At 45.0% G+C, this 21,502-nt stretch carries 16 protein-coding genes; 14 read left to right on the forward strand and 2 right to left on the reverse strand.

Translation table 11 applies throughout. The features are described from left to right. The first annotated feature begins 231 nt into the window (after window positions 1-231). Entirely contained in the window at window positions 232-3,453 is a 3,222-nt protein-coding gene (locus K1X61_15525) for a hypothetical protein (protein MBX7110059.1), read from the forward strand. A gap of 32 nt (window positions 3,454-3,485) precedes the next feature. On the opposite strand, the gene K1X61_15530 is transcribed toward K1X61_15525, so the two are convergent. Next, window positions 3,486-4,001 (reverse strand): DUF4251 domain-containing protein, encoded by a 516-nt coding sequence (locus tag K1X61_15530; protein ID MBX7110060.1) that lies wholly within the window; start codon window positions 3,999-4,001, stop codon window positions 3,486-3,488. A 232-nt stretch (window positions 4,002-4,233) separates the two neighbouring features. Between K1X61_15530 and K1X61_15535 the strand changes: the two genes are divergently transcribed. The 3 genes from K1X61_15535 to K1X61_15545 all read left to right on the forward strand — a co-directional run bounded on the left by K1X61_15535 (window position 4,234) and on the right by K1X61_15545 (window position 6,495). Continuing rightward, window positions 4,234-5,217 (forward strand): NAD-dependent epimerase/dehydratase family protein, encoded by a 984-nt coding sequence (locus K1X61_15535; GenBank protein MBX7110061.1) that lies wholly within the window; start codon window positions 4,234-4,236, stop codon window positions 5,215-5,217. Window positions 5,218-5,229: 12 nt separating this feature from the next. Then, window positions 5,230-6,000 (forward strand): DUF1295 domain-containing protein, encoded by a 771-nt coding sequence (locus K1X61_15540; GenBank protein ID MBX7110062.1) that lies wholly within the window; start codon window positions 5,230-5,232, stop codon window positions 5,998-6,000. 144 nt (window positions 6,001-6,144) lie between these two features. Then, window positions 6,145-6,495, forward strand: coding sequence for an SWIB/MDM2 domain-containing protein (locus K1X61_15545; protein MBX7110063.1), 351 nt, complete (start codon window positions 6,145-6,147; stop codon window positions 6,493-6,495). A gap of 143 nt (window positions 6,496-6,638) precedes the next feature. Here the strand turns inward: K1X61_15545 and K1X61_15550 are convergent, their stop codons facing one another. Next, window positions 6,639-8,492 carry a S9 family peptidase gene (locus tag K1X61_15550; protein ID MBX7110064.1) on the reverse strand — a complete coding sequence of 618 codons (1,854 nt, stop codon included), beginning with the start codon at window positions 8,490-8,492 and terminating at the stop codon, window positions 6,639-6,641. Between the two features lie 433 nt (window positions 8,493-8,925). On the opposite strand from K1X61_15550, the gene purL reads away from it, so the two are divergent. The 10 genes from purL (at window position 8,926) to rfbD (ending at window position 21,481) form a co-directional block, all read left to right on the forward strand. Next, window positions 8,926-11,172, forward strand: coding sequence for a phosphoribosylformylglycinamidine synthase subunit PurL (gene purL / locus K1X61_15555; protein ID MBX7110065.1), 2,247 nt, complete (start codon window positions 8,926-8,928; stop codon window positions 11,170-11,172). A gap of 37 nt (window positions 11,173-11,209) precedes the next feature. Continuing rightward, entirely contained in the window at window positions 11,210-12,403 is a 1,194-nt protein-coding gene (gene mqnE, locus K1X61_15560; protein ID MBX7110066.1) for an aminofutalosine synthase MqnE, read from the forward strand. 28 nt (window positions 12,404-12,431) lie between these two features. Next, window positions 12,432-13,058 (forward strand): histidine phosphatase family protein, encoded by a 627-nt coding sequence (locus K1X61_15565; protein ID MBX7110067.1) that lies wholly within the window; start codon window positions 12,432-12,434, stop codon window positions 13,056-13,058. Window positions 13,059-13,085: 27 nt separating this feature from the next. Continuing rightward, complete coding sequence (locus K1X61_15570) at window positions 13,086-13,841, forward strand: menaquinone biosynthesis protein (protein MBX7110068.1); 756 nt, start codon at window positions 13,086-13,088, stop codon at window positions 13,839-13,841. Window positions 13,842-14,118: 277 nt separating this feature from the next. After that, the gene (locus K1X61_15575; protein MBX7110069.1) at window positions 14,119-16,527 is read left to right on the forward strand and encodes a TonB-dependent receptor; all 2,409 of its coding nucleotides are present in this window, start codon (window positions 14,119-14,121) and stop codon (window positions 16,525-16,527) included. Between the two features lie 64 nt (window positions 16,528-16,591). After that, window positions 16,592-17,479, forward strand: a complete 888-nt coding sequence (locus K1X61_15580; protein ID MBX7110070.1) for a DUF4249 domain-containing protein — start codon at window positions 16,592-16,594, stop codon at window positions 17,477-17,479. Window positions 17,480-17,670: 191 nt separating this feature from the next. Continuing rightward, entirely contained in the window at window positions 17,671-18,612 is a 942-nt protein-coding gene (gene trxB, locus K1X61_15585) for a thioredoxin-disulfide reductase (GenBank protein ID MBX7110071.1), read from the forward strand. Between the two features lie 263 nt (window positions 18,613-18,875). Continuing rightward, window positions 18,876-19,445 (forward strand): dTDP-4-dehydrorhamnose 3,5-epimerase, encoded by a 570-nt coding sequence (gene rfbC / locus K1X61_15590; protein MBX7110072.1) that lies wholly within the window; start codon window positions 18,876-18,878, stop codon window positions 19,443-19,445. Window positions 19,446-19,577: 132 nt separating this feature from the next. Continuing rightward, window positions 19,578-20,528: an SDR family oxidoreductase gene (locus tag K1X61_15595; GenBank protein MBX7110073.1), complete on the forward strand. Its 951-nt coding sequence runs from the start codon at window positions 19,578-19,580 to the stop codon at window positions 20,526-20,528. 92 nt (window positions 20,529-20,620) lie between these two features. Beyond that, a complete protein-coding gene (gene rfbD, locus K1X61_15600; protein MBX7110074.1) occupies window positions 20,621-21,481 on the forward strand; it encodes a dTDP-4-dehydrorhamnose reductase in 861 nt (286 codons plus the stop codon). Window positions 21,482-21,502: the final 21 nt, after the last annotated feature.

Consider the following 21,502-nt stretch of genomic DNA (forward strand, 5'->3'; position numbering starts at 1 on the left):
AAAAATCAGTTGTCGCGAATCTTATGCCATATCATGAACTTCAGCAGCATAGTTTTAGCGGTCTGTTGATTTTTTTGTGCCGGACAATTCTTTTCATGATAGAATTCATGGAGATATGAATGACTATGGCATAGATCTGATATTGTTTTGTCGCAGCAATTCCTTATTTGGTCTATAACCGTTGTGTCTTTCCATTTCATTCCTACATTTACGATAAAATACTTTCGCCGTATGACCAGAATGCTGATTTTTTTTGCAGTGTTGTTGTCTTTAACCTTCATTTCCTCGCGCCTTACTGCGCAAAAATCCAAAGGAAAATCTGCTGCGATTACTGACAAATACCCGGGAGGTTACGATCCCATAATGATGCAAGGCATGCGCTGGCGGTCGATTGGGCCATGGCGTGGCGGACGTTCGCTGGCTGTCTGTGGTGTTGCTGATAATCCGCAGCTTTATTATTTTGGAGCAGTAGGCGGAGGCGTTTGGAAAACCACCGACGGCGGACAAACCTGGCTTTGTATTTCAGACACTACTTTTAAATCAAGTTCCGTCGGAGCGATTGCCGTGGCTCCTTCTGATCCCAATATTATTTATGTCGGCATGGGAGAAGCGGAAATGCGTGGAAATATCTCATTCGGAGATGGCATATATAAATCAACGGATGCGGGCAAAACCTGGAAGCACTCTGGGCTTGAAAAATCAGGAGCTATCCAGAATATTATTGTGCATCCGCAGCATCCGGAGCTGTTGTATGCTTCCTGTATGGGTAAAATTTTCGGCGCCAATAAGGAACGTGGCGTTTACCGCTCAAAGGATGGTGGCGCCACGTGGCAGCAGATCCTCTCCAAAGATGACAGTACCGGTTGTAATGATGTAAAATTTGATCCGTCTAATCCGCTCATTGTTTATGCTTCACTGTGGCAGGCTCACCGCACACCGTACTCACTGAGCAGCGGTGGTAAAGGCAGTGGATTGTACAAATCATATGACGGCGGCGATCACTGGACCCTGATTTCAGAAAATCCGGGCATGCCGGTAGGACTGCTCGGTAAGATTACGGTGGCTGTATCTCCCACCAACCCGAACCGGGTGTATGCCATGGTGGAAAATGAAAACGGAGGTTTATTCAGAAGCGACGATGCCGGTGAACACTGGTCGCTGATAAACAAAGACAAGAATCTCCGTCAAAGACCCTGGTATTTTTCGCAGATCTATGCCGATCCGCTGAACCCGGATGGCATAATCGTACTGAATGTGAGTGCGTGGATATCGAAGGATGGGGGAGTGACGTTTTCACAGATCAGCAATCATCATGGAGATAATCATGAACTGTGGTGGAACCCGAAGAACAGCAACAACTGGATACAGGCCGATGATGGTGGAGGCGAAGTGACATTCGATGGCGGACAATCATTCTCGGAACTTGATTTTCCTACTGCACAATTTTATCATGTTAACCTGGACAATGATTTTCCATATGGCGTTTACGGCGCGCAGCAGGATAACTCTTCCATTAAAATCAAGAGCAGGTCAGATGATTATAGTATCAGTGAAAGCGACTGGTATCCGGTTGCAGGTGGTGAAGCAGGTTATATTGTTCCTGATCCTTTAAATCCTGATATAACCTACGGCGGTGAGTATGACGGACAGCTGAGCCGCTATAACAAAAAAAACAACCAGTACCAGGTGATCTCTGTTTATCCTGAAGCATGGATTGGCAGCAGTGCCGCCAGCAAACAATACCGGTTTAACTGGACGTTCCCCATCACCGCTTCACCGCATAATCCACAGGAATTATTTGTAACCTCGCAATATGTGCATCGCAGTTTTGATGCAGGCCATAGCTGGGAAATCATATCACCTGATCTAACAAGGCATGCCCCTCATACCATTGCACTGAGCGGTGGGCCTATTACCAAAGATAATACCGGCGCCGAAGTGTATGCCGATATTTTTGCCTTTGCCGAATCGTATATGAAGCAAGGGGTGCTGTGGGCAGGAAGCGATGACGGGCTGATACATGTTTCTACGGATGACGGACAGCATTGGAACAATGTAACTGTTCCATCGTCACAACTGGCAGACTGGGCATTGATCTCAATTATTGAACCCTCGCATTTTGATGCGGCAACTGCTTTTGTAGCTGCAACAAGATACAAGAGTGATGATACACATCCATATCTTTTCAGGACCACAGACTACGGGAAAACCTGGAAACTGATTGTGCAGGGCATCGCCGAGCACAGTTATACAAGATGTATACGCGAAGATCCGAACAGGCAGGGATTACTCTATGCCGGTACGGAAACAGGAATTTATGTTTCATTTGACAATGGTGATCACTGGCAATCGCTGCAACTCAATCTGCCCAACTCACCGGTGCATGATATACAGGTGCAGAAACGCGATAAAGACCTTGTGGTGGCTACACATGGAAGGTCATTCTGGATCCTGGATGATCTTTCACCGCTTTACCAGTTGAATGATGAAGTGAAACAAAAAACTGCAATGCTCCTTAAGCCGCGCGATACGTACAAAGTGGGAGGCGGAAGCTACTATGCCGCCGATATGCAAACCGGTGAAAACGCGCCGACCGGCGTGATGATACATTATTATCTTAAGAATAAACCTTCGAAGGAATTGAAGTTGCAGTTTACCACTGCGGCAGGCGACAGTATCATTACCTATTCGAGCACCAAAGACAAATCAGGTGAACCTATCAGGATATCGAAGGAATTTTTTCCTGATAAGAAAATCAAGCGTCCCGGTGTATTACCGGTTGACTCCGGTATGAACCTGTTTACCTGGGATATGCGCTATCCTGATGCCACCAAAGTGGAAGGAACGAATGTGATGTGGGCGGGCAGTGTGATCGGACCAATGGCAATTCCGGGAAACTATACAGTGAAGATGCTTATCGGTGATTCCATGGTGAGTGAACAGGCATTTTCGATCATCAAAGATCCAAGGCTTACCATCACCGATGCCGAATATGAAGAACAACTCGCCTTGCTGCTGAAGATCAATAAAAAGCTTTCAGTTACGCATGAATCCATCAATAAAATAAACGGGGCAATCAAGAGTATCAACTCCTACACAGAAAGTGTCAAGGATACCGCACTGGCGGCAAAGTTCAAAAAGTATACTGCACCGTTGGTGGATTCACTGACAGCCATCAAAGGCCAGTTGTATCAATACAAAGCAAGCGCTCCGCAGGACATTCTTGCCAACCCGCTGATGTTAAATGATAAACTCGCCGGCATCGCATCCGGTGTGGCGGCGGCCGACGTAAGGCCTACAAAATCTTCGGTAGAAGCATTTCAGGATATCTCGCGGCGTATTGATGTTCAGCTTGACAAGATGAATTCAGTCTTTAATGAAAAAATTCCGGCATTCAACAAGATGGTGGAAGATGCTAAAATTCCTGCCGTGCTGATTAAGATGCCAGACTGAATATGCAGCCATGCTAACGCAATGGCTATATGCTATTTTGCCACTATTTCGCCTGAATAGGAGATGGAACTGCGGCTGATGCTTGTTACATAAACAGAGGCACTTCCGCCCTCAAAAATGGTCATCCTGAATTCAGGGTTCTCCTGCTGATCTTTCGTTTTGATGCGTACGTCCCATCCGCCTTTCTTCCTGTTGCTTATTTCGTATTCAATAGCTGCCGATGTAAACATATAACCATCACCGGAAGATGTGCTTGGAATGTGTGAGGTTCCGAAATAAGGCAGGTTACTGATCAATGAATCGCCGGCAACCGTAACCGAATAACCGGGCGATAACTGTTTCATTCTTCCACCTGAAGGTGTTACCGATCGCATCGTACAGGTATAATGCCGGCTTTCAATTAGTTTACGCACTGCTTCCGTGTTAGCAGCATTTTTTTCCTTTTTCGCCGGCTGAGCGCTTGTATCTGTAGCAAGAAAAAGAGCCAGCAGGCAAACGATCAATGATTTGATTTTTAGACCGTCTTTCTTTTGGATGAGGCGCTTCATATGTTTGAAAGTTTTTTATTCAATTTTGATTTTCAAAAATAGCGTTCACTTCTTTTTCATGCAACAATTTTATGAAACGCGGATGAAAATCCCGATTGTTACATTTGTCTATACTGGTTGCATCCTGCTTCACGTAGTTTTTTTTTGATGAAGAATCCGTGCAACCGGCAGGATATGCAATTTCAATAATTACTTTTTTTCAGTCTGACCTGGTCATAAAATTATTTCAATAATGAGAGTCGCAATTACCGGCGCATCCGGGCACATCGGCAATGTGCTGATGCATGATTTGCTGGAACAAGGGTATGAAGTAACAGCCTTGCAACACAATCACAATATCCTGCATGATCATTTGCCGTTAAGAATAGTGACTGGTGATGTGCTTGACCGGGCATCGGTTGATCAATTGATGGCGGGAGCAGATGCTGTCATCCACACAGCGGCTGTTATTTCTATCAGCGGTGATAAAGACGGAAGGATGCGGAGGGTAAATGTAGATGGCGTTGGGCTGATGCTGGAAGCTGCACTTCACCACCGGGTTAAGAAATTTGTGCAGGTAAGTTCCATTCATGCTTTTCAGCAGCGTCCTTCAGACAAGGTATTGAATGAATCGCGCACGCTTACTTCGGCGCAGTCGCCTGCTTATGATCAGTCGAAGCGCGACGGGCAGTTGCTTGCACTTGCCTTTGCTGAGAAGGGATTAAATGTTACTGTTGTAAATCCGACGAGTGTAGTAGGACCTCCTGATATCCGGCCATCGCTAATGGGGAAAGCAATCATCGATTTATGCAACGGCAAAGTACCTGCCCTGATTCCGGGAGGGTTCGACTTTGTGGATGTGCGCGATGTTGTAAAAGGAATTACCGGTGCGTTGCAAAAGGGCAGGAGGGGCGAGTGTTATTTATTGTCGGGGAAATGGCATTCCATAGTGGAGATAACCGGAATGCTGGGTGAAATTTCCGGACGCAGCATTCATCCGCCTCTGATTCCTGCCTGGCTGGCAAGAACAGGCCTGCCGTTCATGAAGGTTGCCTCGTTCCTGTCTGGCAAACCTCCCTTGTATACCAGTGAATCCATTGATGCGCTTAGCGAAGGGAACAGGCAGATTGATGCTGCTAAGGCAAAGACTGAACTCGGGTTTATGCCAAGGCCTTTATTCGTAACACTGCAGGATTTGTACAAGTGGTTTATTGATCATGACTGTATAAAAAAATAAGTTTCTTGTGTTATGAAATTACCGGTAATCAGTTTCGATTTGTTTTGTTTGTTAAACATTATCTGGATCGGACTTGGCGTCCTGACGTTCCTGTTTTTGCTCAGAATTAATGCGCCCTATGGACGTTTCAGCAAAACAAGCTGGGGGCCTATGATCAGCAACCGGCTTGCATGGTTCCTGATGGAAGTCCCGGTTTTGCTTATTGTTTTTACATTGACATTCGTGAACAATGCCGGTGTGGCATTACCAGTGATGGTGTTGTCCGGATTGTTTTGCGCGCATTATATTCACCGCAGCCTGATTTTCCCGTTGCGGATACATACAAAGGGAAAGCGTATGCCTGTGGTAATTATGCTCTCTGCCATCGTTTTCAATCTCATCAATGGATTTTTTATCGGGTACTTTTTCCGGAATTTCGCACACTATGAGGACACCTGGTTAACAGATCCCGGCTTCATCTTGGGACTTGTTGTTTTCGTTACCGGTGCCTTCATTAATCTGACTGCCGACACCTCGCTGATTCAACTTCGAAAAGTCGCCGAAAGCGGCTACCGCATACCGCATGGAATGCTTTTCCGCTGGATCAGTTGTCCGAACCATCTTGGTGAAATGCTTGAGTGGCTTGGGTTTGCGCTGATGTGCCGCAATCTTCCTGCATGGTCATTCTTTATCTGGACAGTGGCAAACCTGCTGCCCCGTGCAATTGCACATCATCGCTGGTACCACGAAAAATTTCCTGAATATCCTGCGGAAAGAAAGGCTGTTATCCCGTTTATCCTTTGAACAGCAAACGCCATTTTATCAATTTCTCCTATGAAATTTACAATTGCCTGTTGATAACTTTTATGCGCTTTACTCTTAAAGTATCAGTGCTGTACCTAATTTTTCACTCTCAAATTTTATTTGTTAACCTAAAATTACCTAACAGTGGCAACAAAAAAGAAAGCTGCTAAAAAAGCAGCACCCAAGAAAAAAGCAGCTCCTAAAAAAGCAGCTAAAAAAGCAGCTCCAAAGTCAAAGGCGAAAAGAACGCCTAATGCTGCCTTCATGAAAGCCATGAACATCAGCGATGCACTTCAGCCCATCGTGGGCGGAAAACCACTTCCCCGTACTGAAGTCACCAAGAAAGTTTGGGCTTACATTAAGAAGAACAATCTGCAGGATGCCAAAGAAAGGCGCAACATCAATGCGGATGCAGCACTGCAAAAAGTTTTTGGCGGCAAGAAAACCGTTAACATGTTTGAAATGACGAAACTCATCAACAAGCATCTCAGCTGATTTTCGTTGCCTTTGCAATAAAAAAGCGAACTGTTTGTCGGTTCGCTTTTTTATTGAATAGAATCTATTTTCAAACAGGCATCCGGTTAAACTCCCGCTGCTTCAAAGATGCCGCGCGGCAAAAGAAACGTATTCGCTTTCCTTTATTCAGCTTGCTGCAGGTATAATCGGAGAAAATTTTCCATGGCGCGGTAAAACTCAAACCGGTTTTCTTCATTGTGAAATCCATGGCCTTCATTATCCTTCACTATGTAATTGACGGTCACTCCCTTTTTTCGCAATGCGGCCACTATCTGATTGGATTCATTGATATTGACACGCGGATCATTTCTGCCCTGCACAACCATTAAAGGCACTTTGATTTTATCCGCATGAAAGACCGGCGAAGCATCATGCAATAATTGCTCCTCAGTGCCGGGATTGCCGACCATTTCATGCATCATCGTCAGGTAAGGTTTCCAGTAAGGTGGAATGGTATTCATGAAAGTGAAAAGATTGGAAACACCGACATAATCAATACCGCAGGCATACTTATCCGGCGTAAAAGCAAGTCCGGCAAGCGTTGCATATCCGCCATAGCTGCCGCCATAAATAGCTATTCGCCGCGGATCGGCAATGCCTTCAGCAATCAGCCAGTCAACACCATCAGTAAGATCATCCTGCATTTTCCTGCCCCATTGCTTAAAGGACGCTTCCCAGAATTTTCTGCCATAGCCTGTTGATCCCCTGTAATTCACCTGCAGCACGCCGTAACCGCGGTTTGCAAGAAACTGTACTTCAGGATTGAACCCCCAGGTATCACGTACCCAGGGCCCTCCATGCGGATTTATTACAACAGGCACTTTCTTGCCAACTGAGTCAATGGGAAGCGTTAAATAACCGTGAATGGTCAACCCGTCACGGGATTGATAAGATACCGGTTTCATAGCCGCCAGCGCATCTTTATTAAGCCATGGACTAACTTCTGCAAGCAGGGTTACCTTTTCCGTAGTTGTATCGTAGAGATAATATGCACCAAGCGTTTTATCACTGTGTGTTCTCACCAGGAAACGCGTTTCTGCTTTACTATGGGAAACGATGGCTATTTCTTCATTGTCCACTTCACGTTCTATGCGCCGGTAAACAGTTTCAGTATCCGGATCAAGAAAGATGGTTACCCGCTTCCAGTCAGTATAGCTATAGCTGGTGAGTACTTTTCGCCGGGGTGAATAATTCAATCCGCTTAAATCCATTGCTCCATGCAGAAACAATTCTTCTTTTTCCTTTCCCGTTAGCGGATCATAAATCACGATGGCCATTCTGTCGCGGCCGATATTCGACAATGCATATACTGCCTCATTGTCGAAAGTGAAAAACAAGGGCTGCAGTGTTTCGCGGAAGCTTGTGGTTTGAACAATGCGGAAGTCATCCGCTGCACGCTGACGATACAACAAACTCTGACTTACACCATCGGTAGTGAGCGCCAGCCTGATGTGCCCCTGATGATCAGTAACCCACTCGGTTATGTTGCCGGGGTTTTCCGCTTCGAGGGTGAGCTGCCCGCTGTGAATATTGAGCCGGTAAGCATCAAAAACTTCTTTGTTGCGCCGGTTAAGGCCAATCACCAATTCATCATCGCTCTCAGGAAGATCATCGATCACCTGCACGGTTACTCCATCAAATGGAGTAAGATCCTTTACATCGCTTCCGTCAATGTTTACGGAGAAAAGATGAAAATTTTCATCACCGCCTTTATCTTTCAGGAAAACAATTTTGTTGCTGCTGCCCCAGAAGTAACCGGACACATTTCTTTCCTCTTCCATTGTTACCTGGAATGTTTCATTGGTTTCCAGGTTACAGGTATAAATATTCAGCCTGCTTTTCCATGGCGCCATGTAAGCGAGAAAGTTGCCATCCGGAGACAGCTGATAACGGGTACGCTCCGGATTACGAAAGAAGTCTTCCAATGGAATCAACGTTTGCACAGCAGGATGGCCGGGAATTAAAGTGTTGCTCAAATAAGTTGCTATAGTTTATAAGTGATGACTGTTTATGCCGGCCAAAGCTAAATATTGTCGGAGAAGATTTAGTTGAAAATAAGTGGTTTTACCATCATAGCAGCCTGGCATAAAAGTTTTTAAGGAATAGAAATAGGCAGACAGGTCGCGCAATACGGGAACAGTTTTTTTAATGTTATCTGCAGCATGAGCCAGTCAAAAAATATAGCTAATCATTGATCAACAGGTAATCTGTTCAGAACGCCTTGATTTACCATCCTTGCGGAGATACTGCAATAGCACTAAAGATGAATTCCCCGGACATCAGGAAGGCTGCAGTCAAGCAGACGTACCGATACGTCTGGCATAACCCGAATTCCGTGTATTGGCATGTGTACATTTTTAGACAACAGGTAACTGTTCATTGCCTAATTTTGCTGCGCAATTTAAAGTTATGAATGTAACAGCGAAAGATCCGGAGGTAACCGTTGAAATAGCAAGTGAGCTCGGGCTGCTTCCGGAAGAATTTGAACGCATTAATGAAATTCTGGGGCGTACGCCCAACTTTACAGAGATAAGCATCTACGCTGTCATGTGGAGCGAACATTGTTCATACAAGAACTCTATCAAATGGCTGAAAACCCTGCCACGGGAAGGTTCCGGATTACTTGCGAAAGCAGGCGAGGAAAATGCCGGCCTGATCGATATCGGCAATGGCTGGGCCTGTGCATTTAAGATTGAATCACATAACCATCCTTCCGCTATTGAACCTTACCAGGGCGCAGCTACCGGCGTAGGCGGCATACACCGCGATATATTCACCATGGGTGCCAGGCCTGTTGCTGCTTTAAACTCCTTGAGATTTGGCGACTTGAAAGAAGAAAAAACAAAGCACCTGTTGCGCGGTGTAGTAAAAGGAATCGGTGATTACGGAAATGCATTTGGTGTTGCGACAGTTGGCGGCGAAGTGTTTTTTGATGCCTGTTACAATACTAATCCGCTGGTGAATGCCATGAGCGTAGGCATAGTACGCATAGGGCAAACGGTTTCCGCTATTGCTTATGGTGCAGGCAACCCGGTAATCATTGTCGGTTCGGCTACCGGCAAAGACGGAATACACGGCGCAAGCTTCGCTTCACAGGATATTACTGAAGATTCGCATGAAGATCTTCCAAGTGTGCAGGTCGGTGACCCGTTCCAGGAGAAATTGTTGTTAGAAGCAACACTGGAAGCTATTCAAACCGGTGCCATTATTGGTATGCAGGATATGGGTGCAGCCGGAATTATCTGTTCTACGGCTGAGATGTCGGCAAAGGGCAGGCACGGAATGAAAATTCAGCTTGACAAGGTTCCTATGCGACAGGCCAATATGAAGCCATTTGAAATACTGCTCTCTGAATCACAGGAACGCATGTTGCTCGTATTGGAAAAAGGGCGCGAAGAAGAAGTTTTCGGTATTTATGAAAAATGGGATCTTCATTGTGTTCAGATTGGTGAGGTAACTGCAGGTAGTCGGTTGCACTATTACATGAACGACACTCTGGTGGCAGATGTAAATGCAGATTCACTGGTGCTTGGCGGCGGGGCACCCGTCTACAACCGTTCATACGCTGCTCCCGCTTACTTAGGTGAAATAGCATCATTCAACCCTGATGATATTGATGTACCGGAAGATATGGAGGCCATCGCCAGGCAATTGATTGCCCGCCCCAACATTGCATCTAAAAAATGGATTTACGATCAATACGATTCCATGGTGGGCATCGGCAATACTTCCACCAATGCACCATCCGACGCTGCCATTGTAAGAATCAGCGATTCGCGCAAGGCACTTGCACTCAAGGTAGATTGCAATGCACGTTATCTGTTTGCTGACCCTGAAAAAGGCGCTGCCATTGCAGTGTGTGAATCGGCCCGTAACATTGTGTGCTCTGGCGGCAAGCCGGTCGCAGTAACCAACTGCCTCAACTTTGGAAATCCGTATAACCCCGAGGTGTACTGGCAGTTTGTGCATGCGATAAAAGGAATGGGTGAAGCATGCAAAAAGCTGGACACACCCGTTACCGGCGGTAATGTGAGCTTTTATAATCAATCAACCGATGACGGTCCGGTATTCCCAACGCCCACTATCGGGATGGTTGGAATTCTCGATGATATCGATGACCGTATGAGCCTTTCATTCAAAGAAAGTGGTCACCTGATTTACCTGCTTGGCGAATCAGGTGATGATATTGGCTCATCCGAATATCTTGCCGGTATATGTGGTATCAAATATTCTCCGGCCCCGTATTTTGACCTTGATGAAGAAGTGGCTGTGCAGCAGGCTATTCAAATCCTGATCAAACACCGGTTGATTGAATCAGCGCACGATTGCTCTGATGGCGGACTGTTTGTAACGCTGCTGGAATCAGCAATGCCGGAAAATATGGGGTTTGATATTTCCACTGATACTGCTTTTCGCAAGGATGCATTCCTCTTTGGCGAACGGCAAAGCAGGGTAGTGGTGTCCGTTGCTCCGGAGAAGCAGGATGAATTTATTGAACAATTGATGCAACTGCATGTTGATTTTAATTTGTTGGGCGAAGTCACTGCGCAGTCTGTGATTGTTGATCAGCAAAACTGGGGTGCAATCGATAGCTGGAAAGAAATTTATGAGGAAGCAATTGGTTTAGAGATGCAGATAGAAGAAGCTGTAAGTTGACAGGGTGATTTCAGCAGCGTTTGAAAATTTAATCAGGATGGAATCAAAAGTATCATCTGAACTATTGCGGAACCAGTTAAACCTGCCGGAGAAACTGCGCATTATCGTGGACAAAGTGGATAGACTGGAACGAATCTCCACGGAGGAAGCGTTGACCTTATATGAAGAAGCGGAACTCGGATTGTTGGGTACGCTGGCCAACTATGTCCGGGAAAGGAAAAACGGCGACTTTACCTATTTCAACCGCAATTTTCATATAGAGCCAACCAACAAATGTGTTTTTGATTGCAAATTCTGTTCGTATTCAAGATTGGTGCAGCAGGAACAGGATGCCTGGGAATTGAGTGAAGAGCAGATGCTGCATATCGTTCGCAAGTACCAGGATATTCCTGTTACCGAAGTGCATATTGTAGGTGGCGTTCACCCTAAAATGAACCTGCATTTTTTCGCCGGATTAATCAGCAAGATCAAGGAAATTCGACCTGATATTCATGTAAAGGCATTCACCGCTGTTGAGTTAGACTATATGTTCCGCAAGGCGAAAGTGAGTACTGAAGAAGGATTGAAGACGCTGAAAGCGCATGGAATGGATTCCATTCCCGGCGGCGGAGCTGAAATTTTTGATGAAGAGATCCGCAACATTATCTGTAAAGACAAGGCCTCATCTGCCACCTGGCTTTCCATTCATGAAACTGCTCACCGGCTTGGGTTGCCTTCCAATGCCACTATGTTGTACGGACATATTGAAAATTACGCTCACCGGATTGATCACATGAACCGGTTGCGCGAATTACAGGACAAAACACATGGATTCAATACTTTCATCCCACTAAAATTCCGGAATAAAGACAATGAGATGTCGCATATCCGCGAAGTTGCGGTGATAGAAGATCTGCGATGTTACGCTGTGGCCCGTATCTTCTTGGATAACATCCCACATCTCAAAGCATACTGGCCGATGATTGGCAGAAATACCACGCAACTGCTCCTGAACTTTGGAGTGGATGATGTGGATGGTACCATTGATGACTCTACAAAGATTTACGCAATGGCCGGAGCGGAAGATCAGCACCCTTCACTTTCCACACAGCAGTTGGTGGAATTGATTAAACAGGCAGGAAGGCATCCGGTGGAACGGGATACCTTGTACAACATCGTTAAAGATTATCAGGACACCATGTTCGCGGAGGAAAAACCTCCCTATCAGCCATCGCCTGCCATTCAGCAGTAAATAAATCGCAGGAAAAAATATTATCAATTTGAGCAGGCAGCTATTTATTATCCGGCACGGAGAAACTGAATTAAATCTGCAGGGCATAGTGCAGGGAAGAGGAGTCGATCCTTCCTTAAACGAAACCGGCAGAAAGCAGGCCGACCTGTTTTATGAGCATTACAAAGCGGAGTCCTTTGATGCTGTGTTCACTTCTTCGCTGCGCCGCACCCACGAATCCGTGAGCCGGTTTATTGCGGATGGCATTCCCTGGCATCAATTTAAGGAGCTTGATGAAATAAGCTGGGGCATTTTTGAAGGTAAGCGTGCTTCCGCAGATTTTAAAGCGCTCTACCGTTCCTTACTCGAAAACTGGCTAAAAGGTGAAATGGATAGGAAAGCGCCCGGTGGTGAAAGCCCAAAAGAAGTTCAGCTAAGACAAATTCGCTTCCTGGAGTTTTTTCTACAACATCCGGCTAAGAAAACTTTGCTCTGCATGCATGGAAGGGCAATGCGGATTTTCCTGCCCACATTACTGCAGCAATCCTTGCTGACAATGGATCAGTTTCCTCATCACAATCTTACGCTCTATAAGCTTAATCTCAGCAATAATCGTTTCGCCATTGAACTATTTAATAATATGGATCATTTGCATTCATTAACTGATCATCACTGAATACGTGAAATTTTGTTAACAGCAAGCATGGAAAAAATAAATGTAACGGCCGTTTCTTATCTGAACACCAGGCCTTTCCTCTATGGATTGGAACACAGCAGCATCCGGCACCAGATAAATCTTTTCAAGGAAATACCTGCCGGCGTCGCCGAAAGCCTGCTGTCTGGCAATGCTGATATCGGTCTTGTTCCGGTAGCGGTAATTCCTGCATTGTCTGATGCACACATCATCAGCGATTTTGGCATTGCGGCTTACGGAGAAGTAGCTTCCGTTTGCATCTATGCAGCGGTTCCTATCGAGCAAGTAACCACGCTGCTGCTTGACTATCAGTCACGCACTTCAGTGGAATTGGCAAAAATTTTAATCCGCAATTACTGGAAAACTAATCCGGAGTTCAAATCATCGGTCGCTGGTTATGAGTCTTCGATTAAGGACAACACGGCCGGACTTATTATTGGCGACAGGGCATTGCAGCTGAAAAAGGAATTCAAATTTTGCTATGACCTGGGGCTTGCCTGGAAAAATTATGCGGGGCTGCCTTTCATCTTTGCCTGCTGGGTCGCCAATAAGCCGCTGAAAGAGGAATTTATTCATGCATTCAATGCAGCATTAAGCTTTGGCATGGAGCATATACCGGAAGTGGCCACGCAGAACAAAGACTATTATCCGGGTATCGATGTGTATGATTATCTCAAAAACAAAGTGCAATTCCGGCTGACGGATGAAATGAAGAATGCAATGACACTATTTATGCAGGAATCAAAAGGACTTTCTTTAGTCTGAAATGCAGATAGTGAGAACTTTATTAAGAGAAAGCTTTCTGTACAATGTTGAAATTTATCTCATTAAACATAATCCTCAACAACGGTTTGCGTTGAATGTCAGCTCAGCCTGCCCGACGATTGAACACGACTGAAACAATACTGATCTTAGTATATGAATGACAATTTCTTAAAACAATCTCACGTTATCAATCAATATATCAGCATTACATTTGCAGTTTTTCTATTGTATATATCACCACAATCCTCAATTTAAAAGCAGTCAGCCTGTTATAATTATGCCTGATGTAAGGTTTTCAGTAGTGCGTTACCATCTGCCTTTCATCCGTGTTGGAACTGGCCTTTTGCTGCTGATTGTTCTCTGCTTACTTTTTTCTCAGGCAGCCATTGCACAGCAAAAGATAACCGTAAGCGGTTTTATTAAGGAAGCTGCCACTGGCGAAAGTATGATCGGTGCTACAGTGGGAGTGAAGGGAACAACTATCGGATCTTCCAGCAACGATTACGGCTTCTACTCGCTCTCCGTTGTTCCCGGCACCTATACCTTGGTTTTTTCCTTTCTTGGTTTTAAGGAAGTGGACACCGCACTTGTGCTATCGCAGGATGTACGGTTAAATATCAATATGACCACCGCAGTAAATGAGATTCAGGAGATCACGGTGGAAGCAGCCGATACAAAGGATGAAAATATACGCAGCAGTCAGATGGGAAAATTTGACCTGTCCATGGAGAAAATCAAAACGCTTCCCGTCATTTTTGGTGAGCAGGATATATTGAAGACGATACAATTATTGCCGGGTATTCAGGGTGGCGGCGAAGGCTCCTCAGGCTTTTATGTAAGGGGTGGCGGTCCGGATCAAAACCTGATTTTACTCGATGAAGCTACCGTTTACAATGCATCGCACCTCTTTGGTTTTTTCTCTGTGTTTAATGCTGATGCCATTCACAACACTGTTTTATTTAAGGAAGGTATGCCTGCTGAATATGGTGGCCGTATTTCATCGGTACTCGATATTTCTATGAAAGACGGTAACAACCAGTCCTTTCATGGTTCAGGGGGAATTGGCCTTATCGCTTCACGGTTAACACTCGAAGGCCCTATCGTAAAAAATAAAAGCTCATTCATTGTTTCCGGAAGAAGAACTTATATTGATGTACTTGCCAAACCGTTTATCAATAACAGCGACTTCGCCGGTTCAGCCTATTATTTTTATGACCTGAATGCCAAAGTCAACTACAATTTTTCCGACAAAGACCGGTTATACCTGAGCGGTTATTTCGGGCGTGATGTTTTCTCCTTCCACAATGATGATATCAACCTCTCCATACCATGGGGTAACGCCACGGCCACCCTTCGCTGGAATCACCTCTTCAGCAACAAACTGTTCATGAATGCTTCCGCTATCTACCAGGACTATCAGTTCGAGTTGTCCGCAAATCAGGATATCTATGAATTCTCACTCTTTTCAGGCATTCAGGATTTCAACACCAAAATTGATTTCGACTATTTTCCCAGCGTCCGACACCAGGTGAAATTTGGTGTGAATTATATCTATCATGTCTTTCAGCCCAGCAGTATTTCAGGAAGAAGCGGCGACGTCGAGTTTAATCCGGAAGGCATTCAGCATCTGTATGCACATGAAGGTGCTGCCTATGTGCAGGATCAGTATGACCTCACGGAAAAAATACAGGTTATTGGCGGCCTTCGCTTATCATTTTTTGAGCAGGTCGGACCATACAAGAAGATTATCTATAACGATTTTACCGGACTCCCGGAAGACAGCATCGAATATAAATCCGGTCAGCATATCAAAACATATGGCGGCATAGAACCGCGTCTGATGGCAAGAATGTCACTCACCGGCTCATCATCCCTGAAAGCGGCATTTACCATCAACAATCAGTATGTCCACCTCGTCTCCAACAACGGAACCACATTGCCTACAGATATCTGGGTGCCCAGCACCGCGCTTGTAAAGCCTCAGATCGGATATCAGTATTCACTGGGCTATTTTAAAAACTTCAAAGACAATACGTTCGAAACCTCTGTTGAGGTTTATTACAAGGACCTGAAGAACCAGATAGAATATAAAGAAGGCTATACACCTTCTCCCAATGAAAATATTGAGGAGAGCTTCGTTTTTGGAAAAGGGAGTTCCTATGGTATCGAATTTTTTGTTAATAAGAAAGTCGGCGACTTTACAGGATGGATAGGATATACACTCGCCTTTACCAATCGTACATTTCCCGACCTGAACAACGGAGCTACGTTTCCGTACCGTTACGACCGGAGGCACAATGTCTCGGTGGTTGGTTCATATAAGCTTACAGAACGCTGGACCCTGGCTGCCACCTTCGTATTTCAAACCGGCATTGCATTCACACTGCCTGATTCAAAATATTTTATTGAAGGAAATATACTCACCCATTATGGCAATCTGAATTCCATCCGTCTGCCGGCATATAACCGGCTCGATATAGCAGCAACCTACGAAGGAACGAAAGACAGGAGGTTTCAGTCGGGCTGGAGTTTTTCTATCTATAATGTTTATAACCGCAAAAACCCCTATTTCATCTATACGGTATATGAGGGTACTTTTTTACAGGACCCTCAGATTACGGTGCAGGCCAAACAGGTCAGCCTCTTTCCCATTATTCCTTCCGTCACCTGGAATTTTAAATTTTAAATTTTTTAAAAGACAAAATATGTCCTGCGGAAAGCAACATACAAGCGTAAAAAAACCTTGCAAGATGTTTAATGTTTTAGCTGCTGTCACATGGCAGTGGTGGTTGTGCGCATTTAGTTTCATCATATTGCTCATGACTTCCTGCGAGCAGAATATTGATATCAATTTACCCTCCTCTGAAGAGCAACTGGTTGTAGAAGGTTACATTGAAACTGGCCTGCCTCCATATCTTTTGTTGACAAAAACTTCAGATTATTATTCCACTTTTTATCTCGATTCACTGAACGCACTGTTTGTACACGATGCAGTTGTAAAAGTATCTGATGGCGACAAGACAATTACTTTAAGTGAATTCACCATCGATACTGCCGGCACTCTTATTTCCGCTTATGTAGGATTTGGTATGGTGGGTGAAGCAGGCAAGTCCTATACGCTTACGGTTGAAGCGGGAGGGAAAACCCTGACGGCCGTGACCTCCATTCCCGAACCACTTCCGCTCGATTCTATATGGTATGAAACGGGTGCTGATGCCTCCAATGATACACTGGTAAAACTCATCTGCCGCTACTCAGATCCGCCTCAGTTGGGGCAATACATCAGGTATTTCACAAGCGTTAATAGTGGCGGTTATTTCCCCGGCTATAATTCGGTGTTTGAAGACGGATTTATCAATGGTACCACTTTTGATTTCCCGCTCGACAGGGGCGTGAACAGAAACGACACCAGCTCCTATGATAACTATGGTCTGTTCAGAAAAGGTGATACTATTACCGTAAAATGGTCGGCAATTGATGAGGCTCATTACAATTTCTGGCGCACTGTTGAATTTGAATTGGGCGGGCAGGGCAGTCCGTTCGCATCACCGGTAATTATTCAATCCAACATATCCGGTGGACAAGGTATTTGGGGTGGTTATTCTCCTTCCTTCAAAACACTCATTGTGCCGAAGTAGGAAATTGTAAAGCGAACGGACAGCTTCATTGTTGCCGGCAGCCATTCAATTTGTGGGGCGATAACTGAAAATGCGTATAGCTGCCAATGACATGTGGATTCTTTTTCTTTGCGCATCCTGCATTGAAACTTTTATTTAAGCATTTTTGTCTTCATTCCGGTTTTAATCGTTGACTAATCTATTGGCTGAAGATGATTGATTCAAAAATTCACCCTTGCGTGATTGTAGGTTCCGGCCCCGCCGGCTATACAGCCGCTATTTATGCTTCACGTGCTAACCTGTATCCCGTACTTTACCAGGGGATTGAACCGGGCGGGCAGTTAATGCTTACCACCGAAGTTGAAAACTATCCGGGCTATCCGAAAGGCATTCAAGGCCCGGAAATGATGGAGGAATTCAGGCAACAGGCTGCGCGGATGGGAACTGATATACGGTTTGGCTTCATCAGCAGCGTGAATTTCAAAGGGCCTGTGCATAAATTATATCTTGATTCAGGTGAAGAGATAAAGGCGTACACGGTGATCATAGCAACCGGCGCAACTGCGAGGTGGCTGGGACTGCCATCAGAACAAAGGCTCAATGGCAGTGGTGTCTCTGCCTGCGCAGTATGTGATGGTTTTTTTTACAAAGGCCAGGAATTGGCCATTGTTGGTGCGGGCGATACCGCTTGCGAAGAAGCATTGTACCTCGCTAATCTTTCGCCAATGGTTCATATGCTGGTGAGAAGCGAAAAAATGCGTGCTTCTGCCGTGATGCAGGAACGGGTCTTAATCAACCCGAAAATAAAAGTTTACTGGAACACCGAAACCGTAGAAGTTCTCGGTGAAAAGATGGTGGAGGGCGTGAAAGTGAAAAATAAAACCAGCGGTGAAATATTTGATATTCCGGTTAAAGGATTCTTCGTTGCCATTGGCCATCAGCCGAATTCTGCTTCTTTCAAAGACTTCGTGGAAACAGATGAACAGGGTTATATCAAAACAATTTCCGGAAGCACAAAAACAAATATTCCCGGTGTATTCGCTGCAGGTGATGTGCAGGATAAAATCTATCGCCAGGCAGTAACAGCGGCAGGATCAGGCTGCATGGCTGCACTCGATGCAGAGCGCTACCTGTCAGCGATTGGAATGCATTAAGACACCTTCGATATATCAGCAGATGAATGCCAGCATTCGGCTGTAACTAAGTTGTTACGAACTACTGAATGAACCAGCATGCAGGCGCCATATTTCTAAAATCAACCATCCACTGCAAAGCAATCATGTCTCCATTGTCAGCCATATACGGCTAACAGCGGCCTGTTTGTAATTTGGCATTGCGAAAATATACTGTCATTCGGATTTCTTATCGATTCGTTTATCTTTGCGCCGTCTTAAAAAAAGCCCTTAATAACATACGCATGAAGATAGAAATTGAATCAAAACACCTCAGTGATGGGGTGGTGGTTTTAAAACCTGAAGTGTTTAAGGATGAGCGGGGTTTCTTTATGGAAACTTTCCGTTTGGATCAGTTCAAAGAGATGGGGTTACCAACCGATTTTGTGCAACATAACCACAGCGGCTCAGTTAAAGATGTGGTTCGTGGGCTTCACTTTCAGTGGGAACCAGGTATGGGCAAGCTCATGCGTGTTCCGGTCGGCACCGCTTTCCTCGTAGCAGTGGATATCCGTAAAGGTTCTCCTACCTATGGCAAATGGTATGGACGCGAAGTTTCAGCCGAGAATAAGCTGATGATCTATGCGCCGCCCAGCTTTGCCCGTGGCTTTGCCGTTTTGAGCGATTATGCTGAGATACAATACATCTGCACCGGCATGTACAATAACAAAGCTGAAAGTGGCATCCGCTGGAACGATCCGGCCATCGGCATTGAGTGGCCGGTGAAAAACCCCATACTGTCGAAGAAGGATGAAATCGCACAGACATTGGCCGAATGGAATGCACGCCCTGAATCCGATTTCTTCAAATATTAAATGAGCTCCGGCTTAACAGGAATGTCCTGGATAAGGTCATTTCAGCAGGTTTAGTGAAGACGATTGAGGTGCAACTGAAAGATACAGATTACCAATAAATCAATATCAGATAACCCATAAAAAACAAGTAAAATGAAAATACTCATTGCTGGAGGCGCCGGTTACATTGGCTCTGCGCTTATTCCGAAAGTTCTTGACAGAGGCTACGAAGTGGATGTAGTGGATTTGCTTTGGTTTGGAAACAATTTGCCTAAAGAGGTGAAAGTAATTCAGAAGGATATTTTTGATCTGCATGAAAAGGAGCTAGAAGGTTACGATCAGGTGGTGTTTCTCGCCGGTCTGTCAAATGACCCGATGGCTGAATTCTCGCCTGCAAGGAATTTTGTAAGCAATGCTTCTTCTCCGGCTTATCTTGCCTATATCGCCAAGAGGGCGGGCGTCAAGCGTTTCATTTATGCAGGTTCCTGCTCGGTGTATGGATATACGGTCAATGAATTGTATGATGAATCTTCACCGGCTGTCTCTAACTATCCCTACGGAATATCTAAACTGCAGGGTGAGCAGGCAGTTATACAGATGAGTGATAAGAATTTTTCAGTGATCGCATTCCGGCAGGGAACCGTTAGTGGTTATAGCCCGCGTATGCGCCTTGACCTGATTGTAAACACCATGTTTAAAACAGCTGTTGCAACAGGAGAAATCATCATCAACAATCCTTCCATCTGGCGCCCTATTCTCGCATTGCAGGATGCTACAAGTGCTTATATCAGGGCTATTGAATCGGCATCGGAAATTTCGGGCATATTCAATATCGCTTCCGGCAATTATACAGTAGGTGAAGTAGCTGACTTTGTGAAGGAAGCAGTGGATACTAAAATGAATAAAAAGATCAAGCTGAACATCAAAAATGTGCAGGATTTCCGCAACTACAAGGTGACCAGCGAGAAGGCCACCAATATGCTCAGTTTCAAACCAATTCATAGTGTCGAATCCATCCTGGAAGAGTTGGTGCACAACTTCGATAAGTTCAAGGATTTTGATAATCCGAATTACTATAATATCCAGATTTTCAAAAAACTCTGAAAGGTTTTTCAATCAAAAAAAACGGGTGGAATGGTTGCAATGTATTGTCTTCATTGTAACAGTTTAAGCCTTTCATCCAATAAATAAATCTTATGAAAGTAGCTGTTATAGGTGCCAATGGACAACTGGGAACGGATATATGCGAAGTCTTCGCGGCCAAACATGAGGTTGTACCATTAACGCACCAGGATATTGAAATAGGTGATGTCGATAATGTGAAAAAAGTGCTGAGTGAAATCAAGGCGGATGCGGTTATCTGTACAGCAGCTGCGCACAATGTTCCCAAGTGTGAGACAGAACCTGATACGGCATTTAAAATCAACGGTACTGGCTCTCTCAATCTTGCCAAAGCTTCCGCCGACCTTGGTTTCAAACTGGTGCAGTATTCAACAGATTATGTATTCGATGGCAGAAAGATGCAACCGTATCTTGAATCTGATGCTGTTTTTCCGCAAAGCGTGTACGCCATCACGAAGTACGCAGGCGAACAGTTCATTCAGAATTACTGTACCAATCATTTTGTCGTACGCGTTTCCGGCATTTATGGCAAAATACCCTGTCGTGCCAAGGGCGGAAATTTTATCTCCACGATGGTGAAACTGTCGAAAGAGAAACCCGAGGTGCGTGTAGTGAAAGATGAAATATTAACCCCGACCCCAACAAGGGAAATTGCCAAAAACACTTTGTCATTGGTGGAAACCGATGCCTTTGGATTGTATCACATGACCTGCGAAGGAGAAGTTTCGTGGTATGAATTCGCCCGCACTATTTTTGATACCCTTCAATTGAAGACGCCCTTGTTTGAAGCAAGTGTCAAAGATTTTCCATTAGTGGTAAAACGTCCGTTCTATTCCGTATTGGAAAACCACAACCTGAAAAAAATAAATCTGAATCAGATGCCGGGCTGGAAAGAGGCGTTGATCGCTTTCCTGAAAGAGAATTACCAGGCGTAAGAATTGAACAGGCAGAACAGC

This window comes from Chitinophagales bacterium, assembly GCA_019694975.1.
Lineage (GTDB): Bacteria > Bacteroidota > Bacteroidia > Chitinophagales > UBA10324 > JACCZZ01.

Excerpts from the sequence above, each read along its gene's own strand:
- K1X61_15525 (MBX7110059.1), top strand. The coding sequence starts at position 232 with ATGACCAGAATGCTGATTTTTTTTGCAGTGTTGTTGTCTTTAACCTTC.
- K1X61_15530 (MBX7110060.1), bottom strand. The coding sequence starts at position 4,001 with ATGAAGCGCCTCATCCAAAAGAAAGACGGTCTAAAAATCAAATCATTG.
- K1X61_15535 (MBX7110061.1), top strand. The coding sequence starts at position 4,234 with ATGAGAGTCGCAATTACCGGCGCATCCGGGCACATCGGCAATGTGCTG.
- K1X61_15540 (MBX7110062.1), top strand. The coding sequence starts at position 5,230 with ATGAAATTACCGGTAATCAGTTTCGATTTGTTTTGTTTGTTAAACATT.
- purL (MBX7110065.1), top strand. The coding sequence starts at position 8,926 with ATGAATGTAACAGCGAAAGATCCGGAGGTAACCGTTGAAATAGCAAGT.
- mqnE (MBX7110066.1), top strand. The coding sequence starts at position 11,210 with ATGGAATCAAAAGTATCATCTGAACTATTGCGGAACCAGTTAAACCTG.
- K1X61_15570 (MBX7110068.1), top strand. The coding sequence starts at position 13,086 with ATGGAAAAAATAAATGTAACGGCCGTTTCTTATCTGAACACCAGGCCT.
- K1X61_15575 (MBX7110069.1), top strand. The coding sequence starts at position 14,119 with ATGCCTGATGTAAGGTTTTCAGTAGTGCGTTACCATCTGCCTTTCATC.
- K1X61_15580 (MBX7110070.1), top strand. The coding sequence starts at position 16,592 with ATGTTTAATGTTTTAGCTGCTGTCACATGGCAGTGGTGGTTGTGCGCA.
- trxB (MBX7110071.1), top strand. The coding sequence starts at position 17,671 with ATGATTGATTCAAAAATTCACCCTTGCGTGATTGTAGGTTCCGGCCCC.
- rfbC (MBX7110072.1), top strand. The coding sequence starts at position 18,876 with ATGAAGATAGAAATTGAATCAAAACACCTCAGTGATGGGGTGGTGGTT.
- K1X61_15595 (MBX7110073.1), top strand. The coding sequence starts at position 19,578 with ATGAAAATACTCATTGCTGGAGGCGCCGGTTACATTGGCTCTGCGCTT.
- rfbD (MBX7110074.1), top strand. The coding sequence starts at position 20,621 with ATGAAAGTAGCTGTTATAGGTGCCAATGGACAACTGGGAACGGATATA.